Annotated in this window: 17 protein-coding genes; 8 read left to right on the top strand and 9 right to left on the bottom strand. The window is 51.3% G+C overall.

The genetic code is table 11. The annotated features are described in order from the left end of the window. Positions 1 to 232 precede the first annotated feature (232 nt). Positions 233 to 1,744 (top strand): sugar ABC transporter ATP-binding protein, encoded by a 1,512-nt coding sequence (locus I2D83_RS09170; RefSeq protein ID WP_205947975.1) that lies wholly within the window; start codon positions 233 to 235, stop codon positions 1,742 to 1,744. A 71-nt stretch (positions 1,745 to 1,815) separates the two neighbouring features. Beyond that, the gene (locus I2D83_RS09165; RefSeq protein ID WP_219607039.1) at positions 1,816 to 2,736 is read left to right on the top strand and encodes an ABC transporter permease; all 921 of its coding nucleotides are present in this window, start codon (positions 1,816 to 1,818) and stop codon (positions 2,734 to 2,736) included. A gap of 420 nt (positions 2,737 to 3,156) precedes the next feature. Here the strand turns inward: I2D83_RS09165 and I2D83_RS09160 are convergent, their stop codons facing one another. From I2D83_RS09160 to yieE, 4 genes are all read right to left on the bottom strand, one after another. Further along, on the bottom strand, positions 3,157 to 4,146 hold the full coding sequence (locus I2D83_RS09160) for a 2-hydroxyacid dehydrogenase (RefSeq protein WP_181846564.1): 990 nt from the start codon (positions 4,144 to 4,146) through the stop codon (positions 3,157 to 3,159). A 423-nt stretch (positions 4,147 to 4,569) separates the two neighbouring features. Continuing rightward, positions 4,570 to 6,714: a TonB-dependent receptor gene (locus I2D83_RS09155; protein WP_181846563.1), complete on the bottom strand. Its 2,145-nt coding sequence runs from the start codon at positions 6,712 to 6,714 to the stop codon at positions 4,570 to 4,572. A 315-nt stretch (positions 6,715 to 7,029) separates the two neighbouring features. Further along, the gene (locus I2D83_RS09150) at positions 7,030 to 8,505 is read right to left on the bottom strand and encodes an amino acid permease (protein WP_181844314.1); all 1,476 of its coding nucleotides are present in this window, start codon (positions 8,503 to 8,505) and stop codon (positions 7,030 to 7,032) included. A gap of 135 nt (positions 8,506 to 8,640) precedes the next feature. After that, positions 8,641 to 9,513 carry a DNA-binding transcriptional regulator YeiE gene (yieE, locus tag I2D83_RS09145; RefSeq protein WP_015839917.1) on the bottom strand — a complete coding sequence of 291 codons (873 nt, stop codon included), beginning with the start codon at positions 9,511 to 9,513 and terminating at the stop codon, positions 8,641 to 8,643. A 118-nt stretch (positions 9,514 to 9,631) separates the two neighbouring features. Here yieE and I2D83_RS09140 point away from each other — a divergent pair, with 118 nt between their 5' ends. Further along, on the top strand, positions 9,632 to 10,705 hold the full coding sequence (locus I2D83_RS09140; RefSeq protein WP_205947974.1) for a YeiH family protein: 1,074 nt from the start codon (positions 9,632 to 9,634) through the stop codon (positions 10,703 to 10,705). Positions 10,706 to 10,795: 90 nt separating this feature from the next. Further along, positions 10,796 to 11,641 (top strand): deoxyribonuclease IV, encoded by an 846-nt coding sequence (gene nfo, locus I2D83_RS09135; RefSeq protein ID WP_015839915.1) that lies wholly within the window; start codon positions 10,796 to 10,798, stop codon positions 11,639 to 11,641. Between the two features lie 184 nt (positions 11,642 to 11,825). Here the strand turns inward: nfo and fruA are convergent, their stop codons facing one another. Genes fruA through fruB form a run of 3 tightly spaced genes read right to left on the bottom strand, consistent with a single transcriptional unit; the run spans position 11,826 to position 15,604 of the window. Next, positions 11,826 to 13,517 (bottom strand): PTS fructose transporter subunit IIBC, encoded by a 1,692-nt coding sequence (gene fruA / locus I2D83_RS09130; RefSeq protein WP_205947973.1) that lies wholly within the window; start codon positions 13,515 to 13,517, stop codon positions 11,826 to 11,828. An 18-nt stretch (positions 13,518 to 13,535) separates the two neighbouring features. After that, on the bottom strand, positions 13,536 to 14,474 hold the full coding sequence (fruK, locus tag I2D83_RS09125; RefSeq protein ID WP_005967280.1) for a 1-phosphofructokinase: 939 nt from the start codon (positions 14,472 to 14,474) through the stop codon (positions 13,536 to 13,538). Beyond that, positions 14,471 to 15,604, bottom strand: coding sequence for a fused PTS fructose transporter subunit IIA/HPr protein (gene fruB, locus I2D83_RS09120; RefSeq protein WP_015839913.1), 1,134 nt, complete (start codon positions 15,602 to 15,604; stop codon positions 14,471 to 14,473). The genes fruK and fruB overlap by 4 nt, the downstream gene beginning before the upstream one ends. Before the next feature lie 334 nt (positions 15,605 to 15,938). On the opposite strand from fruB, the gene setB reads away from it, so the two are divergent. Further along, positions 15,939 to 17,117, top strand: a complete 1,179-nt coding sequence (setB, locus tag I2D83_RS09115; RefSeq protein ID WP_205947972.1) for a sugar efflux transporter SetB — start codon at positions 15,939 to 15,941, stop codon at positions 17,115 to 17,117. A gap of 10 nt (positions 17,118 to 17,127) precedes the next feature. Here setB and I2D83_RS09110 read toward each other — a convergent pair whose 3' ends face one another. Both I2D83_RS09110 and I2D83_RS22345 read right to left on the bottom strand, forming a co-directional pair. Then, positions 17,128 to 17,325 (bottom strand): YkgJ family cysteine cluster protein, encoded by a 198-nt coding sequence (locus tag I2D83_RS09110; protein ID WP_225182625.1) that lies wholly within the window; start codon positions 17,323 to 17,325, stop codon positions 17,128 to 17,130. Continuing rightward, the gene (locus I2D83_RS22345) at positions 17,294 to 17,467 is read right to left on the bottom strand and encodes a hypothetical protein (RefSeq protein ID WP_225182656.1); all 174 of its coding nucleotides are present in this window, start codon (positions 17,465 to 17,467) and stop codon (positions 17,294 to 17,296) included. Before I2D83_RS22345 ends, I2D83_RS09110 begins: the two co-directional genes overlap by 32 nt. A gap of 78 nt (positions 17,468 to 17,545) precedes the next feature. Here I2D83_RS22345 and yeiP point away from each other — a divergent pair, with 78 nt between their 5' ends. The 3 genes from yeiP (at position 17,546) to I2D83_RS09095 (ending at position 19,932) form a co-directional block, all read left to right on the top strand. After that, a complete protein-coding gene (gene yeiP, locus I2D83_RS09105) occupies positions 17,546 to 18,118 on the top strand; it encodes an elongation factor P-like protein YeiP (protein WP_015839910.1) in 573 nt (190 codons plus the stop codon). Positions 18,119 to 18,205: 87 nt separating this feature from the next. Beyond that, positions 18,206 to 19,192, top strand: a complete 987-nt coding sequence (locus I2D83_RS09100) for a CobW family GTP-binding protein (protein WP_205947971.1) — start codon at positions 18,206 to 18,208, stop codon at positions 19,190 to 19,192. Between the two features lie 38 nt (positions 19,193 to 19,230). Beyond that, positions 19,231 to 19,932 (top strand): phosphatase PAP2 family protein, encoded by a 702-nt coding sequence (locus I2D83_RS09095; RefSeq protein ID WP_205947970.1) that lies wholly within the window; start codon positions 19,231 to 19,233, stop codon positions 19,930 to 19,932. Positions 19,933 to 20,180 lie beyond the last annotated feature (248 nt).

The raw sequence follows: 20,180 nt of genomic DNA, 5'->3' as shown, positions 1-20,180 counted from the left end.
TCTTATTTTATCTTATGTTTGTCTGGTAGATGAATCTGCTGCGCTACCCTATTGATAATCCCATCTTATTCACTTGCTTGCGGCAGCTTAAGAACTTTTTTACTTAATTTATGCTTTTTCGTTCATAGCCAGCCAATCTCAAACACTTGAAGCTGTATTAAATTCTCTGGGATATGTGCTACCTTTCTTTTCCGTTATTTCATGACCCTGACCGCCAAGAGCGTTACCGACCATGATCCCTACCGCCCAAAGCCGATTGGAAATGCAGAACATTTCCATCTCCTTTTCTGGTTTCCACGCCCTCAAGCAGGTTAATTTCACACTGGAAGGTGGTTCGATTCATGCCCTGACCGGCGCAAACGGCGCGGGTAAATCCACGCTCATGACCATCTTATCCGGCGCTTACGATCACTATCAGGGCGACATTCTGATTAATGGCAAGCAGGTCGATGTCCATTCACCGCGTGATGCCAAGCGGTACGGTATTCATCTGGTGCAGCAGGAAGTCGATGTCGCGCTGGTTCCCACGCTGTCCGTAGCGGAAAACATTATGCTGGATACGCTGGCACAAGACGGGCATCTGCTGAGCTGGCCGCAGATATACCGTCAGGCGCAGGTACTTCTCGATCAACTTGGCGTTCACCTGAATGTTCGTCAGCGACTGGATACCTGTTCGCTGGCCGAGAAACAGCAAATTCTGCTCGCCCGTGCCTTGTCCCACGAATGTCGTTTCCTGATTTTAGATGAACCCACTGCCCCGCTGGATCAGGCCGAAAGCGCTCGCCTCTTTCAGGTAGTACGCCGTTTGCAGGCGGATGGCATCGGAATCGTGTTTATTTCCCACCGTATTCATGAGCTGAGCGAAATCTGCGATACGTTGACCGTCCTGCGTGACGGCGAGTTTGTCAGCAGCGGCGCGATGCAGGGGCTCAGTGGTGAAGAGATCGTGGAGAGAATGCTGGGGCATCGGCTTGACGATATTTTCCCACCACGCCGAACCGCACCTGCTGAAGAAACGCTGCTTCAGGTCACCGGTTTGCACGATGAAACACTGCTGCACAATATTTCCCTTACGCTGCGCAAAGGGGAAATTCTGGGCATTGCCGGGCTGGCAGGTGCGGGGAAAACCGAGCTATGTAAAGCGCTGTTCGGCGCGGAACCCTGCCAAATCGCGCAAGGTGAATATCGCGGTAAGCCCTGGCGACCGCACTCGCCACACCAGTCCGTCGAACAAGGTTTGGCGCTGGTTCCTGAAGAGCGGCGTAAAGAAGGCATTTTTATTGATGAATCCGTCACCATGAATCTCAGCATCACTGCCACTGACAGCTTTTCCCGCTGGGGCGTTTTCAGCCGCAGTAAGGCTGTTAGCTGGGCGAAACAGGTCGTTGAGCAGCTTGCGGTTCGCACCACCGGTCCGACGCAAAAGCTGGCGCGCCTGTCAGGTGGGAATCAGCAAAAAGTGGCTATCGGCAAATGGCTACGCAGTGAAGCACAAGTTCTTATTTTTGATGAACCCACCAAAGGCGTAGATATCAAGGCCAAGCAGGATCTGTTCACGCTGATTGACGGCCTCGCTCGTCAGGGAAAAGGCATTATTTATGCCTCGGGCGAATTTTCCGAACTTGTCGGACTCTGCGATCGCATCTGCGTGTTATGGGATGGTCGTATTGTCGCCGAACTGAACGCCGCTGAGATTGACGAAGAAACCTTACTTTTATATTCAACTGGAGGAACTCCCGCGTGAGTCACCCACTTTCATCTAACGGGGCGCTCCCCTTCCGTCACCACGTTTTCGAGTTTCTCTATAAGTGGGGCATGCTGATCACGGTTGTCGCGCTGATTACGCTTTTCGGGCTGGCGTCGGACAACTTTCTTGACCCGTATAACATCATCAATATTCTGCGTTCTATCGCCATCGTCACGGTGATTGCGATTGGCGTCTCTATCTCGCTGTCCGTCGGCGGTTTTGATCTGTCCGTGGGCTCAACGGCGTCGCTGGCCAATGCACTGGTTATCTCGCTTTTTGTCTGGTACGGATTCGGCACCACAGGCGCGATCGTTCTGACACTTCTTCTGTGTACACTGGTTGGGCTATTCAACGCCTTTCTTATCGTCGTACTGAAGATTCCCGATATGCTCGCGACACTTGCCAGTCTGTTCGTCATCCAGGGCGTCGCGATGACGTACAGCTATGGCGGCTCCATCACCCAGAACATGGTATTGCCCAGCGGTGAAATGGCGGAAGGCGTTATTCCTGAGTTCTTTGCCACACTGGGTCAGGTACCGGTCATTGTGGTCATCATGCTGGCGGTAACGGTGTTGGTGCAGCTATATCTGTCCCTTACCAAACACGGTCGCCGGATGTATGCCATCGGCGGCAACCCTGAAGCCGCTCGACTTGCTGGCATTCGTACCGCGCGTTATCGGGTACAGGCGTACGTGTTTTCCTCATTACTCGCGGCATTGGGTGGCATCTTGCTGGCATCACGCATTGGCTCTTCTCAGGTCAATGCTGGTGGTGGCTATTTGATGGATGCCGTTGCCGCAGCCTACATCGGTTTCTCGCTGGCGGGATCCGGCAAACCGAACGCGCTGGGTACGCTGCTCGGCGCTGTTATTCTTGGCGTCTTGCAGAATGGGCTGGTGATGCTCTCCGTGCCTTACTACGCCATGGATATCATCAAAGGTCTGGTTCTGGCGCTCGCGCTGGCAATGACGTATATCCAGAAACGCTGATACGCACTAATCTGACTTCCGCCCCATTCATCCGAATTCGGGGCGGATTAACAACGCAGCCCACCACTACCGTCACCTTCTTTCATTAATCGGCTTTTTACACTGGCAATTATCACTGCACCACCTGATTATTTACTGCCGTTATTATTAAGAAATAAATATTCCCTCGCACAACAAAGAGGGTAATCAGAATAATCACAAAGAATGACATTTTCGCTTTAAGTCTAGTGCACGCTACTTTCATTCGCTCGCGGCTATCTTTCATTCCGGTGTGGATATAGTGGGCATGAAGCAGATAATCAACAGTGAAAGATTCAATCTGGTGAAACGTTCAATTTTAGTAATCAATTAAAATTGATGAATATCATATTTACGCTGCCGGGTAATATTCCTTCATACCCGGCGAAATCAAATTATCTCTTATTTGTATCCATTCTGCTGGGCATACTCATCAATATTTTCAATCGTCTTTTCCATCAACAATTGCAGTGATGAGGCAGACGTCCAGGAGATATGCGGTGTAATCAGAAGATTCGGCAGGGTTTTCGCCGCGACCATTAGTGGATTGTCTTTTTGCGGCGGCTCCTGCGTTAGACAGTCGAGCGCGGCACCTGCAATGACGCGCTGCTGCAATGCCGCTGCCAGCGCGTTTTCATCAATCAACCCGCCTCTGGCGGTATTAATAAGAAACGCAGTGGGCTTACACAGCGCGAGCGTCTCCGCATTAATCAGGTGCTGTGTACTGGCATTCAACGGGCAGTTGAGTGAAACCACATCCGCTAGCCGCAGCATGTCTTCAAACGGCAGATAACCAGCACGACACAGTGAGACTCCACGATGCTCGGCAAAAATCACCTTCATCCCCAGCGCCTGCGCCAGTCGCGCAACTTCCCGCCCAATCGTACCCGCACCGATGATGCCCAGCGTCGCGCCTGCGATGTCCTTGACGGGGTGATCAAAATAGGCAAATTGCGACTGGCTGGCCCAGCGATCGCCCAATTGATCGCGATACCACGCCATCAGGCTGTGCTTTAGCGCGAAAATCATGGCAATTACGTGTTCAGACACGGCTTGCGTCGAGTAGCCAGGTACATTTTTGACCGTGATGCCCAGCTCTTTGGCAGCAACAAGATCGATATTGTCGGTTCCCGTTGCCGTCACGGCAATCAGCTTCAGTGCAGGCAACGCGGCTAAAGTGTCTCGCGTTAATAAAACTTTATTCGTAATGATAACGTGGGTATCTTTGGCTCGGTCGATAACGTGCTCGGGCGAGGTGTAGCAATATTCAATCCATTCATGGCGGCATTGTGGACGCCTAAAATTCGTCTTTTTCAGGAAAATGGTTTCAGGCAGTGAGCCTTTATCCAAAAAGGTAATTTTTAACATCATCGTGCCCTGGTTGCTATTCATACACTGACTGACGATTGCAGATATCAAGCGTTCCACAATCGGCAATCACGACAGGTATTCTCATACAAAAATAATGAATTAAATTCTCTGTACGACACAAGACAACGAACGTATTAATAACGTTACACTTCCTGCCTCATCGGAAATCCATCACTCCGTAACGTGAAGCGTAGTCAGCATTAAAGCAATTAACAATACCTAATATAACGAATTTCATTCATTGACATTGTTAGCATCAATATTCAGAAATATCACAAAAATAGGGCAAAAAACGATGATGAAAATAGAAAAGATAAATGCATGGTGAAGAGAAAGGCGGAATTAGTGAAGCAGAGTGAAGCAGAAAGAGGGATGAAAGAGTCTGTAGTGCAACGTGTTAACACCCCGAAACGGATGAACATCCGCTTCGGGGAAAGATGACAATCAGAAATTAACGTTGACTGACATCCAATAGTTACGGCCTGGAGTGACATAACCGGTCGTAGAACGGCTGGAGTCGAAGTAATCACCCGCATAGTACCCGTTATACGATTGTACCTGGGAGAAGTCTTTATCCAGTAAATTGTTTACCGTACCATTCAACGTAACATCCTTTGTCACTTTGTAGGAGGCACCCAAATTCACCACCGTCCACGCCTTTAGATCGGCACCGCGCGCGTTGTATACCAACTTCTCATTATTACTCAGATTGGCATAATTGCCGAGAAAACGCGGCGTTTTGCCATGATATTCAGCGGCCAACCAGGTAGCCCACTGCTCGTCAATTTGCCAATTCAGACGGGCATTCGCCATATGTTTAGCGGTGTTGGTGGATGCGGCGCCAGGATTCAGCCCACCGATTTGTTCACTGTGCGTATAGGTATAATTCAATCCCAGCGTTAATTCAGGAACAACCACAGGGAAAGACGTTGCGAACTCAACACCTTGCGTTCTGGCTTTACCAATGTTACGGCTAGAGCCAACGCTCTCCGTCACTCTCGTACCATTTTGCAACATTATTGTGTTGCTGCTAATCGTATAGCTGTCGATTATGTTTTTGTAATGGTTAACAAAACCAGTAATGTTCGCTTTTACGTTCGCGGCATTCTCATAGTACAGCCCTGTTTCAAAGTTGGTACTTTCTTCCGGCTTCAGATCCGGGTTACCCAAGACTGTCGACCAGCCATTCCCTGCCACGCCGCTGACACCATTATGCAATTGCGCCAGAGAAGGCGTTTTATATCCGGTGCTGACGCCACCTTTTACCGTCCAGTCATCTGCCACATTCCATACCAGATAGGCACGCGGACTCAGATGGCCGCCGAAGCTATCGTGTTTCTCATAGCGGGCACCGAGAGTCAGAGAGAGTGGTTCAAGTAACTGCCAATCATCTTCCGCATACAGCGACCAGCTTTTTTGTTTGAACGTTTCACCACTGTTTACCAGCACGATGCCATCTTTAAGGCGTGCATCCCAGAACTGTCCACCGACAGTTATCAAATGGTCGTCCCCTACCGGTGACACCAGCATCGTATCAAAAATAGTGTTGGTATTTTTCAGTTCACGATCGCTACCAGAGAAGCCTGCGTTAGCGGCATTCAAGAGGCGCGGAGTCAGTATACGCCCCGTATTTTCCGTGGTGGCATAGGACAGGTTTGAACTCCAGCGACCAAACGACAGATCGGTATCATGCCCTATCGCCAGTTTATTACGCTCAAAGCGCAGTTCATCGCGGTATCCACCACCACCCACGCCAATCGGGCCCAGTTGGCTACTGCGGTTATCGTAAGTCTGGCGTGACACATCGCCATCAATCCACAGGGTATTGGCGTCGCTGGTTTTAAAGCTCAGTTTCCCACCGACAGTGTAGTTATCCGTCTTGGTCGGGAAAGGAACACGCGTGTCACCCGTCCCGCTCAGTGAGGTGACGCTTGATCCCTGACGATGTTCCACATTGCCGCGCAATGCCAAACTAAATTGATCATTCACCAACGGACCAGAGGTATAGAAACCCAGCGTGGAGCTATCGCCCCATTTGCGATGTTCTTGCACCGTATGTGACAGATTCACGCTGCCACGCCACTGCTTGCTGTCTTTCTTGGTGATAATGTTGACCACACCGCCAATCGCATCAGAACCATACAGCGTCGACATCGGCCCGCGAATCACTTCAATACGTTCAATGGCCGACAACGGCGGCATCACCGCCGTATTCATGGTATCAAAGCCGTTCGGCGTGGTATCACTGCTGGCGTTCTGACGCACACCATCGATCAGGATCAGCGTATACTTGCTGGGCATACCGCGAATGCTGATGTCCAGACCACCCGTTTTACCCGTACCGCTGCGCACATCAACCCCTTCCACGCCACTTAACGCTTCTCCCAGATCGTGATAGCTTTTTTGCGAGAGTTCTTCCTCACTGACGACAGAAATGGACGCTGGTGCGTTCGTCAACTTTTTCTCATAACCACTTGCGGTGACAACTAAAACATCATCACTACCTGCCGCTATCGCGACATTTGTTGCTGTGGCCGCCAGAGCCAGTGCGACTGCATTCTTGAGATTAATCAGAGAATTTCCTTTCATGATTCCTCGTTATTTTATTGAGTTTTTTTGCAGAAAAGAGTGTAAAGGAATGCATTTAAACGTAAATGATAAGTATTAGCATTCTTCATTTCGTTTAACTACGGTTTAGAAATGCCATTTTTCGTAGCACGAAAGCACTTAATAAGAAGAATAAAAACGGTTAGGGAGGACTTTGTTGCAATAATTAAATTCAAAATATTTGATATAAAAATGAAGTTTTGCCCAATAAAAACGCCGCTGATAAGTATGCTATCAGCGGCGTGGAGGGCGATATGCTAAGTTAAAAAGCGCGATAGTTAACCGCGTGCTTACGATTTAGTCTTTATGATCGGGGAACGTCATATCCTGATACTTGATGAAGCGCGTTCCACGGCACAGCTTATAGCCAAACCAAATCAGCAGGAATAGCGGAATACCGATGTACGTTGCCGTGACACCATACCAGTCAATCTTATCTTCCAGAAATGCCTGATAGTTCTGCCCCAGCGTGATGATAAGGCAGAGCACAAAGGCAAAGATCGGCCCCAGCGGAAAGAAACTCGATTGATAAGGCAGACGGTTCAGGTCATTGCCTTGCATAACATAGCCACGACGGAAACGGTAATGACTGATCGCGATCCCCAACCAGGCAATAAACCCCGTCATACCCGAAGTATTCAGCAGCCACAGGTAAACTGTTTGGTTGCCATATAAAGAAGACAGGAAGCACAGCGCCGCCACCACGGTTGTGGCATACAGCGCATTACGCGGCACGCCGCCTTTTGATAGTCTGGCGAAAATACGCGGTGCTTTGCCTTCCGATGCCAGCGTAAACAGCATACGCGTCGAGGCGTACATCCCGGAGTTACCCGCCGACAGCACTGCCGTCAGGATGACCGCATTCATCACCGCCGCGGCAGACAGCAGGCCAGCATTCTCAAACACCAGCGTGAACGGGCTTACCGTAATGTCTTTGACATCATTACGCAGCAGGTTCGGATCGGTATAAGGAATGATTAAGCTGATAATCAAAATCGCGAAGATGTAAAACAACAGGATGCGCCAGAAAACCTGACGAATCGCACGGGGTATGTTTTTACCCGGATCCTGAGACTCCCCCGCAGCCACGCCGATCAGTTCAGTTCCCTGAAAAGAGAAACCGACGATCATCGCCACGCCAATCATCGCGGAAAAACCCCCTGCAAACGGCGCATCACCGATCTGCCAGTTGTGGAACCCCGCATTTTCCGCACCGCTCATGATGCCGGTAATCATCATCACGCCAACGGCAATGAAAATGATGACTGTCGTCACTTTAATCAGTGAGAACCAATACTCGGCCTCACCAAACCCTTTCACGGAAATGTAGTTAAGCAGGAACATCAGCGCCAGGAAAAGAGCGCTCCAGATCCAGCCGGAAACCTCAGGGAACCAATATCCCATCACCAACTGGGCGGCGACCAGATCGACCGCAATGGTCACCGCCCAGTTGTACCAATAGTTCCAGCCCAGTGCAAAACCGAACCCTTCTTCAACATAGCGGGAACCGTAGGTAGAGAATGAACCGGACACCGGCATGAATGCCGCCAGTTCGCCCAGGCTGGTCATCAGGAAGTAAACCATCAGCCCAATCAGGGCATAAGACAGAAGTGCGCCACCGGGGCCTGCTTGTGAAACCGTCGCACCAGAGGCGACAAATAATCCGGTACCAATCGATCCGCCAATGGCGATCATCGTTAAATGCCGTGCTTTCAGTTCACGGCGCAGGGTCGGTGCGCCCTGTGTAGTTTGTTGAATATCGTGCTGAGCCATTGTTATCCCGCGTGCTCGTGCTAAAAATCGAGGCGGGATTGTAGCAAATAGCATTGTGCTGGATAGTTAAGATCGTCGAGTTATAAGAGAGCTTAATAACTCGCGTCCGATTATTAGCAGCAGAAAATATTTTCGCTATGGTGTTTCGCAGCAATAACTCAGGAAACGCTGCAGAACATTTGAAAGATGTTTCTGTCGGTGATGTACCAGATACAGCGTCCGCGTAAGTTTAGGCAATGGCACCTTCAACTCCACCAGCGAGCCTGACGCCAACTGTTCGGCAATGACATGTCGCGACAGGCAACTGATGCCAATCCCATGGCGAACCGCATGTTTAATCGCCTCAGAATTCCCTAATTCCATAACCAGATGGAAATGCGACAGGTGCGTCAGCAGCAGATGATCCAACACTTCACGCGTACCTGATCCACGTTCGCGCAGGATCCAGTGCGCATCAGCCAGCGCGGTTAATGATACCGAGCCCCGACTGAGCGGATGTTCCGGAGAACAAAATACCACCAGTTCATCTTCCAACCAGGGTTGCGTAATCAAATCAGGATGATGGCAAGGTCCTTCGATCAAGCCCAAATCGACGCTGAATTCAGACACGCGGGTAATCACATCTTTGGTATTGCCGACATGCAATTCTAGTGGGATTTCAGGGTAATCATGGCGATAGCGGGCAATCATCGCAGGTAATAGATAGTTGCCGATGGTACTACTGGCATAAATACGCAGTGCTCCATTATCACGCCGGAAGAGCTGCTCAATTTCCATCGACTGTTCAAGTAATGCCAACGCTTTCGGATACAGCAGGCGACCATGCTCATTGACCACCAGACGTTTACCCACACGATCGAAAAGTTGAACACCCAACTGCCCTTCTAAATCCGCCAGCGCGGCGCTAACAGCCGATTGAGACAGGGCAAGCACAACGGAGGCTTGTGTCGTTGAACCACTTTTCAAGACTTCGGCAAAGACTTCCAGTTGACGTAACGTGATATGCATAGTGCGCTCTTTATCTGAAATACCTATAGGTTATAAATATATAATCAATTTCTCTTTTAATCTCGTGGATTATAAGCTGGCTTCTCAATTCGGTACGGTCAGAATAGGCACCAAACCCATGGCTCTTCCTGCAACGTTACAAGCGATGGTTCCACCCAATGGAGCAAAAGCGCGATTACCCGGTCTGCTGTTAGTAAGTTTAATAACTTTTTCACTCATCTGGCTGGCAAATATTCCGAAAATCGCCCACTGGGGACCCGGTTCTCTGACATTAGCGATCCTGATGGGGATCGTGCTGGGAAATAGTGTTTATCCACGGCTTCATCCGCTGTGCGACCCTGGCGTGCAGTGGGCCAAACAGCATTTACTCCGCTGGGGCATCATACTTTATGGCTTTCGTCTCAGCTTTCAGCAGATTACCGCCGTTGGCGTGACTGGTGTCGCCATCGATCTTACCGTGGTCACGCTGACGTTTTTGCTCGCCTGCTGGATGGGTAAACGCTGGCTGAAGCTCGACAATGAAACCGTGATACTCATCGGTGCTGGCAGCAGTATCTGCGGCGCGGCGGCGATCATGGCAACCGCACCCGTTGTCAAAGCGTCCAGCAATGCCATTGCCGTCGCCGTTTCCACCGTGGTGATTTTCGGTACGACGGCAATGTTTTTGTATCCGTGGCTCTATCAGCTCAATCTCGATCATCACTGGATTGAGGTCACGCCGCAGATCGCCGGCCTGTACTTTGGCTCAACGATACATGAAGTCGCTCAGGTCGTTGCCGCCGGACATGCCGTCGATGGCGCTACGGAAAATATCGCCGTCATCAGCAAAATGCTACGCGTGATGATGTTGGCGCCTTTCCTTATCATTCTTGGGTGCTACCTAAAAAAAGCGACGCAAAAAAGTGATACACAAAACGCCATTCCACTGATGTTCCCATGGTTTGCGCTGGGTTTTATCGCCGTGGCTGCCTTTAACTCTTTCCAGCTCCTTTCCCCCGTCGTCGTCACGCAGTTGGTTCAGCTTGATAATGTGCTGCTGACCATGGCGATGGTTGCTCTGGGGCTCACAACCCGATTCAGCGCCATTCGTCAGGCAGGCGCAAAACCGCTACTGCTGGCTCTCGTTTTATTTATCTGGCTGGTGGTTGGCGGTGCAGGAATCAATCTGTTCTTCGAACATTTATTCGGCTAACGATAAATTATTTACCTGTTAACGTCTGATTAACCTGCGCGACGATACTATGACGATGCCATAATGTCCTCGAAACCAGAGGAGACCAACATGAAATACATCGGGGCACACGTTAGCGCATCTGGCGGGGTCGATCAGGCCGTGATTCGCGCTCATGAGATAAAGGCGACGGCTTTCGCGTTGTTTACCAAGAATCAGCGCCAATGGCAGGCTGCGCCGCTCAGCACCGAGGTCATCGACCGTTTTAAAGCCGCCTGTGAACAGTATGCCTATACGTCAGCACAAATTCTTCCCCACGACAGTTACCTGATTAATCTGGGACACCCGGACGCCGAGGCGTTAGAGAAATCACGTATCGCGTTTATTGATGAAATGGCCCGCTGTCAGCAACTTGGGCTCAGCCTGCTGAATTTTCACCCCGGTAGCCATCTGAAACAGATCGAAGAAGCGGACTGTCTGGCCCGTATTGCGGAGTCCATCAACATCGCGCTGGCGGAAACGGACGGGGTTACCGCCGTGATTGAAAATACCGCCGGACAAGGCAGTAATCTCGGATTCCGTTTTGAGCATCTGGCGGCCATCATTGACGGTGTAGAAGATAAAAGCCGTGTTGGCGTCTGTATCGATACCTGTCATGCCTTCGCTGGCGGCTACGACCTAAGAACGGAAGCGGATTGCGAAGCGACCTTTGCAGAATTTGATCGCATCGTTGGGTTTCGCTATCTGCGCGGAATGCATTTGAATGACGCGAAAAGCGCGTTCGCCAGTCGCGTTGACCGACACCATAGCCTGGGAGAAGGCAATATCGGCAAAACGGCCTTCAGCTACATCATGAAAGATGCCCGTTTTGATGGGATCCCAATGATTCTGGAGACAATCAATCCCGATATCTGGGCTGACGAAATCGCCTGGCTCAAGTCCGAAGCCCAATGCTAAAAATTTCCGGGAGAAATTTTTAAAGTTGCATCAGCAACGGCCCGTAAGGGTGGCGGCCAGAGATGGCACGCCATAAAAAAAGCGCCAGTTGATGAATACCAACTGGCGCTATCTCATCCACATCCTTGTGTTATGGCATTACTTTTTATTCATGACGCCGTTTCCTGCATCGTAAAAGTCAGACTTACGCGATTTTCGCCAGTTGTTCATCAGAGCGTTTCAGCAACGCATACAGCACGCCAGCCACAACGGTTCCCGCAATGATCGCTAACAGGTAGCCGATAACCGGGGTAATTGCACCTGGAATCAGCAGTACGAACAGACCACCGTGTGGTGCCATCAGCTTAGCGCCTACCGCCATCGACAGCGCACCGGTCAGCGCACCACCGATAATACAGCAAGGCAGAACACGCATTGGATCACGCGCGGCGTAAGGAATCGCCCCTTCGGAAATAAAGCACAGGCCCAGTACAAACGCCGCTTTACCCCCTTCACGCTCGGTCGGGTTGAATTTCTTACTTGCCAACACGGTCGCCAGCCCCATTGCCAGTGGAGGCACCATACCTGCTGCCATCACCGCCGCCATCGGGGCATAAATCTGGCTACTGAGCAAGGTCGTACCGAAGACGTAAGCCACCTTGTTAACCGGGCCGCCCATATCCGTACACATCATGGCACCCAGAATCGCACCCAGAATCACCGCATTTGCCGTGCCCATGGATTGCAGCCAGCCTGTCAGGCCAGTCAGGATTTTCGCCACCGGCGTACCGACAACGTAAATCATGATAAGACCGGTGATCAGCGTAGCAAACAACGGAATGATCAGAATCGGTTTTAGCGCAGTCAGACTTTGCGGCAGAATCAGCTTATTGTTGATCGCTTTGGCGATATAACCTGCCAGAAAACCTGCGATAATCCCACCGAGGAAGCCCGCACCGGTACTCACGGCTAACATCCCGCCAACCAGACCCGGCGTTAAACCCGGACGATCCGCAATGGAGAAAGCGATATAGCCTGCCAGCACTGGCACCATCAGCGCGAAGGCAGAACCGCCACCAATCTTCATCAGTGCCGCAGCCAACGTACCTTCTTGTTTAAAGGCTTCAATACCAAAGACAAACGACAGGGCGATACACAGACCACCCGCTACCACCATCGGCAGCATGTAGGATACGCCGGTCAGCAGGTGACGATATGGGCCAGCCCCGCCTTTCTGCGCAGCCTCGCTCGTGCTTGCCGCACTGGTTTGCCCGGATGGCTGATACACTTTCGCTTCAGCCTGCGCTTTATCCAACTCCTGCGCCGTCTTCTTCAGTGCCAGTCCTGTTGAGGTGCGGTACATCTTCTTACCAGCAAACTTCGCCAGATCGACTTCAATATCCGCAGCGACGATTACCAGATCGGCCTGTTCCACTTCTTCTGGGGTAATCGCGTTGCCCGCACCAACGGATCCGCGCGTTTCTACCTTAACCCACCAGCCACGTTTTTTCGCTTCGCTTTCAATCGCTTCTGCTGCCATAAACGTGTGCGCGACTCCCGTCGGACACGCCGTTACGGCAACAATGCGCTTGGCAGCAGCGGGTTGCTGAACGGAAGCTGACGCGGCAGCCTGATATACCGTTGCTTCAGCCTGTGCTTTCGCCAAAAAGGCTTCCGGTTGTGAAACAGCCAGTTCAATGTCACCGACATAAACCTGTTTGCCATTCAGCGCGCTGTCCGCCGCAGCGGATGCACCCAGAAAGATCGCCAGTTCTGCGTCGTTAGCCTGTTCTGTAAACGTCACCCCTGCTTTCGCAGCGGCAGCGCCGAGTAGGTTCTTCACCAGTTGGCTTCTCGCCAGGCCCAGTGATTTATCCAAAATCAGCAGCATTTTCATTGTTTATCTCCTGCTGTATCAGTTAAAGGGTTTCAGGTCGACACGCGCCATCATCGCGGCCAACTGAGGACGATCGGTAATACCAACATTACTTTGGCTCACAGCCAGCGCTGAAACGGCCGTCGCCAAACGCAGAGTGTGCTCACTGGACTCACGCATTAATAAGCCATAAATCAACCCCCCAACCATGGAGTCGCCCGCACCTACCGTACTTACCACATCACAAGCTGGTGGTTTCGCCAGCCACGCGCCGGATGCATTCACCCACAGTGCGCCTTCCGCCCCCAATGAGATCACAACATGCGCGATACCCTGTTCACGCAGCGCGTGGGCAGCGTCCACCACATCAGCCAGCGTAGGTAATTTACGCCCAGCCCATATCTCCAGCTCCCGGCGGTTCGGTTTCACCAACCAGGGAGAGGCTTTCAGTCCCGCCACCAGCGCTTCACGGCTGCTGTCGAAAATAATGCAAGGACACTGCGTACGCAGACGAGACATCCAGTCGGTAAACGCATCAGGATCGACGCCAGCAGGCAGGCTGCCGCTTACCGCGACCATGTCGAACTGCCCCAGCCAGCTCAGCGAATCATTAACGAAACGCTGCCAGTCTTGCTGTGTCACTTCAAAACCGGAAAAGTTGAAGTCGGTTACGTCGCCATCTTTTTCGGTTAATTTGACGTTAATGCGCGTACGTCCTGGCACAACCTGGAAACGGTTAGCAATACCCAGCTCGCTGAACAGTTGCTGAAAACCATCCTGATTGTCTTTGCCCAGAAAGCCACCTACCGTGACATCAATCCCGAGATCTTTCAGCACCTTGGCAACGTTAATGCCTTTACCGGCGGCGTGCAGACCTGCTGTCTGAACCAGATTGACTTCGCCTTTCTCAACTTCCGGGCAATAGCCAACCAGGTCATAAGCTGGATTCAGGGTGATTGTGGCTACTCTCCTGCTCATGCTGCCCCCTCGCCCAAACCGGACGTAATTGCGTCGCCAATAGCAGCCAGTGCTTGTTCTGCATCGCTACCGCTGGCGGTGAAGCGCAGTTTGTGACCTTTTTTCACGCCCAGCGCGACGACTTTCATCAGGCTGCGGCCATTTGCCGGTTTGCCTGTGCCATCCAGATTGGTCACCGTAATCTCACTGGTGAACTGTTTGATCACATTCACCAGCATGGTGCCCGGACGCGCGTGCAGGCCGTGTTCGTTACGAATGGTAAATTCCGCCGTCAGCACTTCGCTTTCTTCCGGTACATCGCTGGTCAAGAGAGCCAGCAGCGTCGGTGCATCAGCCGTCAGCAGACGTTCTGCTTTTTGTGCAATCAGCAGATTGCTCAGGTAATCGATCGGCGCAAAAGCCTGATCGTCAGCCGCAGCTACCGTTACCAGTAACGCCACGTTTTCACCGTCAACGCTGAAAGGCGTTGCTGGACGAGCGACTGCCGCCGCGCTGCTGAGGTTACCGACAGCGCTATCGCTGAACCATACACCTTGTCCCAGATTCAGCGGCTTGTTGCTGACAGCGGTGCTGACGAAGCTGGCGTCTGCTGCACCGACCTGCTGAAGACGACCGGCATTCAGCGCCTGAAGGGTCAGCAGATTATCGGTTGCCACGTCCAGCGCAATCAGCGAGGTGTCAAAGCGGAATTCTGCCAGCTGTTGCTCGCCCATCAGCAAGCTACGCAGTTCTTCTGCTGATGTGGTGCTTGCCAAACGTGCCGCTACGCGATCGTCGCTCAGGACGTGAGTCAGCTGACGCAGCAGCGCAAGGTGTTCATCAGAACGGGCTGCAATCCCCAACACCACATAGGCGGTTTGATCTTCACCCCAGGCGATACCCTGAGGAAACTGGAATACTTGAACCCCGGTCTTCAATACCAGATCGCGGGTGTCGGTGGTGCCGTGAGGGATAGCAATGCCGCTTCCCAAATAGGTGGATGTCTGCTGTTCGCGCTGTAGCATGCCGTCGACATACCCTGCGTTAACGCACCCGGCCTCGGTCAGTGCTGAAGCAACAAGCTGGATGGCTTCCTGCTTATTACTGGCCGCTGCGCCCAAATGAATATCTTGCTGTGACAACTGGAACATGGCTCTCCTCTCTTGCTGAAAGTTGAATCGTTTCAGCTTTTATGAGAAAAAAATGTGTCGATTGTTAGGGCGTTTCAAAAAAAATTCCGCTGAAACGTTTCAAAAGTCTCATTCTATTACGTCATTTATGCAAGCTTTCTACGCTGATGACGTAACAGAATTTTGACATCACGCACATTTTAACGTGGATGATGCGCTGCCCGCCAACAAAAATCCGTAAATGGCTGAAGCTGTGCTGACGAAAAATAATGAAACATGATTTCTGTTTCAGAATAAACCCGAGTACTATGTCGCGCTCGACAGCCTCTGCCTATTTTCCAAGCGCTATCAATTTATGTTCACTCCAGCAAACACAACACGACGCCCGCTTGACCTGACATCGTCAGCATTCCTGATTATTGCCTTTCTGACCGGAACGGCCGGCGCCCTGCAACTTCCTACGCTCAGCCTCTTTCTTTCCAGCGAAGTACAAGCTCGTCCTTTTCTGGTGGGGATGTTTTATACCGGAAGTGCAGTTATTGGCATTGTCGTCAGCCAAATGCTGGCCACGCGCTCGGACCGTCAAGGCGATCGCAAATCTCTGATCTTCGTCTGCTGCCTGCTGGGCGCACTGGCCTGCATGCTGTTTGCATGGAATCGTAACTACTTTATTCTGCTTTTTATCGGCGTTCTGCTGAGCAGCTTTGGCTCAACCGCGAACCCGCAGCTTTTTGCGCTGGCGCGGGAGCACGCGGATAAAACCGGCCGAGAAGCGGCAATGTTCAGCTCCATCCTCCGCGCCCAGATTTCTCTCGCCTGGGTTGTTGGCCCCCCTATCGCTTTTGCACTGGCGCTGGGCTTCGGCTTCACAACAATGTATCTGACCGCTGCGGCCGTCTTTATCCTGTGCGGTATTCTGGTCAAACTCTTCTTACCTTCCATGCCCAAAGCCGTGGAAAAGACCACCTCTACGCTGGAATCACCACGTCGCAATCGCCGGGACACGCTCTTGCTGTTCGTTGCCTGTACCTTGATGTGGACCTGCAACGGTATTTACCTCATTAATATGCCGCTGTATCTGGTGCATGAACTGCATCTACCGGAAAAGCTGGCCGGTATCATGATGGGTGTGGCTGCCGGGCTGGAAATTCCGGTCATGCTGATTGCTGGCTACGTCGCTAAACGCTTTGGGAAACGTTTCCTGATGCGGCTTGCCGTTGCCTCCGGGCTACTGTTTTTCGGCGGCTTGCTGGTTCTCAACGGGGAAATAGCCCTGCTGGTGTTACAGGCGCTAAATGCCATTTTCATTGGTATTCTGGCCGGAATCGGCATGCTTTACTTCCAGGATTTGATGCCTGGACAAGCGGGTGCAGCGACGACGCTGTTTACCAATACCACGCGCGTTGGCTGGATCATCTCTGGTTCACTGGCTGGGATCGTTGCTGAAATCTGGAACTATCATGCAGTCTTCTTCTTCGCGCTGCTGATGATCGCCGGTTCCATCTATTGCATGTGGCGTATCAAGGACGCCTGATCGCCGGACGTCAAGGCGCAGTGTCAGCTTCCAGTTTAAGCAGATAAACCATCGCCTCATCCCGATGACTGAAACACATATCTGCGCGCGGCTGTAGCCCTGCACAAACCGCGGGCCGCAGCGGTGAATGAAATAACCCGCAGCGCATCGCGTCATCTAGATGAATACAGGGCGTATTAGCTGGCTTGCCGTGCGGCAACCCCGGCATGGGGGTTGAAATCGATGGCGCGGTACAACAGGCGCCGCAATGGGAGCGACAGTCCATCAGCAAACTCTCCGGTGGGCTGACAAAAGATAGAGAGCGCCACGATAGCAGTCTCGTCGTCAAAAACCAATATCAGCTCCTTCATCTTAATCACTTGCCTGAATTCCCCGTCGCGAGTAACGTGTCGCCACAAAAATCACACTCCTTATAGCAGGTAATTTTTATGGCAAGAGCGAACGAGATTAAACGTGGTATGGTCGTTAACTATAACGACAAGTTATTGCTGGTAAAGGATATCGATGTCCAAAGCCCCAGCGCCCGTGGTGCCAGCACGCTATACAAAATGCGTTTTTCTGATGTACGTACCGGGCTGAAAGTGGAAGAGCGTTTTAAAGGCGATGATATTCTCGACACCATCACGCTGACACGCCGCACGGTCACCTTCTCTTATATTGATGGCGACGAATACGTCTTTATGGATGATGAGGACTACACCCCTTACCTCTTCAAAAAAGATCAAATAGAAGAAGAGCTGCTGTTTATCCCTGAAGGCGGTATGCCAGGAATTCAGGTCTTGAGCTGGGACGGCCAGATCATCGCGCTGGAATTGCCACAAACGGTAGACCTGGAAATCGTGGATACGGCTCCGGGTATTAAAGGTGCCTCCGCCAGTGCGCGCAACAAGCCTGCCACCATGAGCACAGGCCTGACCATCCCTGTTCCAGAATACCTGAGCGCGGGTGAAAAAATCCGTATTCACATTCCAGAACGTCGCTATATGGGCCGCGCAGACTAACATTCTACATTGTGCTTCCCGCACAATACTTGTCGCCGGGTGATACATCCGGCACACGTAAACCTTCCACACACATAGGAGCCTGCCATGCTAACGAAAGTCAATTTGATTACGGGGTTTCTGGGGAGTGGGAAAACCACCACTATCCGTCATCTTCTGTCACAAAAGCCAGAAGACGAAGTTTGGGCGGTGCTGGTCAATGAATTCGGCGAAATAGGCATTGACGGCGCACTACTGGCGGACAGCGGCGCAGTACTAAAAGAGATTCCCGGCGGTTGCATGTGCTGCGTGAACGGTCTGCCTATGCAGGTTGGTCTGAATATGCTGCTCCAACAGAAAAAGCCTCACCGTCTGCTCATCGAACCCACAGGGCTCGGCCACCCAAAACAAATTCTCTCATTGCTGACAAGCGATATCTATCAGCCCTGGCTGACATTGCAGTCCACGCTGTGCCTGCTGGATGCGCGTCAGTTAAGCGATACTCGTTACACGGGAAATGAAAATTTCCGTGACCAGCTTGCCGCCGCTGACATTATTATTGCCAACAAGCGTGACACTTATAACGCCGACGATCTCGCAGCCTTACAGCAGTGGCAGCAGGCGAGCGGCGACGGGCGGCAAATTATCGAAGCCAGTGAGGGAAAGATTGACCGACAACTGCTCGATCAATCGCGACACAACATGCGAGAACTGCCGGATGGCGCTCATCACCACTCGCATAAACCCACAAATGGTCTGGCCGCGCTACAATTACCGGGTGGGCAATCCTGGCGTCGTTCTCTCAATCAGGGACAGGGATATCACGCCTGCGGCTGGATATTCGCCCCTGAAACCGCTTTTGATACTGCGGCCCTGCTGGACTGGGTTCGTCTTTCTCCCGTAAACCGAGTTAAAGGAGTCATGCGTATAAAAGAAGGGACGCTCGTCGTTAACCGTCAGGGACACGACCTTCATATAGAAACCCGATCGGCGGCACCGATGGATAGCCGTATCGAAATCATCAATGAAACACCAGCAGAATGGAACACGTTACAAGCCTCATTGTTAAAGGCTCGTTTAGCTAACGTGGACTAAACTGGAGTTTTTTCGTCTTTATTTGGATGCTTTGCCTTATGTCATTTGCTCGTTTTTCTTCTATTGTCGTGCTCAATGTATTGGGCATTAGCTTGTTTTTATCTTGGTATCTACTCGAAAACCATGGATTTTGGTTCACACTTGATAGCCATATCTTTTTCTATTTCAATCAACTCTTAGTCGATAGTCCGACGTTTTTACATCTGGTTGCCATTACCAACAACCGCGCCTTTGACGGCTGTGCGCTCATTGCGATGGGTCTGCTGTATCTGTCGTTTTATCTGAAAGCCACGCCCGCAGAACGCCGTCGTTTATTGATCATCGGCTTTGTCATGCTGCTTACCGCAGTGACGCTGAATCAGGCGGGGCATTTATTACCTGTGCAACACGCCAGCCCGACACTCTATTTTAACGACATCAACCGCGTTTCAGACTTAACGGGCATTCCGACCAAAGATGCTTCATCGGACAGTTTCCCTGGCGACCACGGCATGATGCTGATGATCTTTGCCGCTTTTATGCTGCGCTATTTCACCCGCACCGCTTTCGCCATCGCCCTGGTCATCATGGTGATCTTCTCATTACCTCGCATCATGATTGGCGCCCATTGGTTTACCGATATTGCCGTCGGCTCGCTCTCGGTTGTTTTAGTTGGCCTGAGCTGGTGGTTATTAACGCCAGCAAGCGATGCCGCTATTGCTCTGTTAGACCGTCTATTACCTAAAAAACGGACAGTATAAATCTCTATGATTTCAGATTTTTTACATCGACATTTTTTAGCTGAATACATCATTAAATCTTATAAATAAAATAGTTAAAACTTCTCGCAATCCTGCTGCTGTTACGGTAGTCTCGTTCAAGTTTGCTTTTTAGCGCATACTGAACTAGCAGCAGCAAGAGAAATAATGTGCATTCCGGCACACTTTCGCTGATGAGTGTTTGGCTAAGAAGAAACTCTGTTTTAGTCTGAGTCTCGTTTTCGTTTGGC

The organism is Pectobacterium aroidearum (genome assembly GCF_015689195.1).
Taxonomy (GTDB): Bacteria; Pseudomonadota; Gammaproteobacteria; order Enterobacterales; family Enterobacteriaceae; genus Pectobacterium; species Pectobacterium aroidearum.
This window is presented reverse-complemented; position numbering and strand designations above follow the sequence as displayed.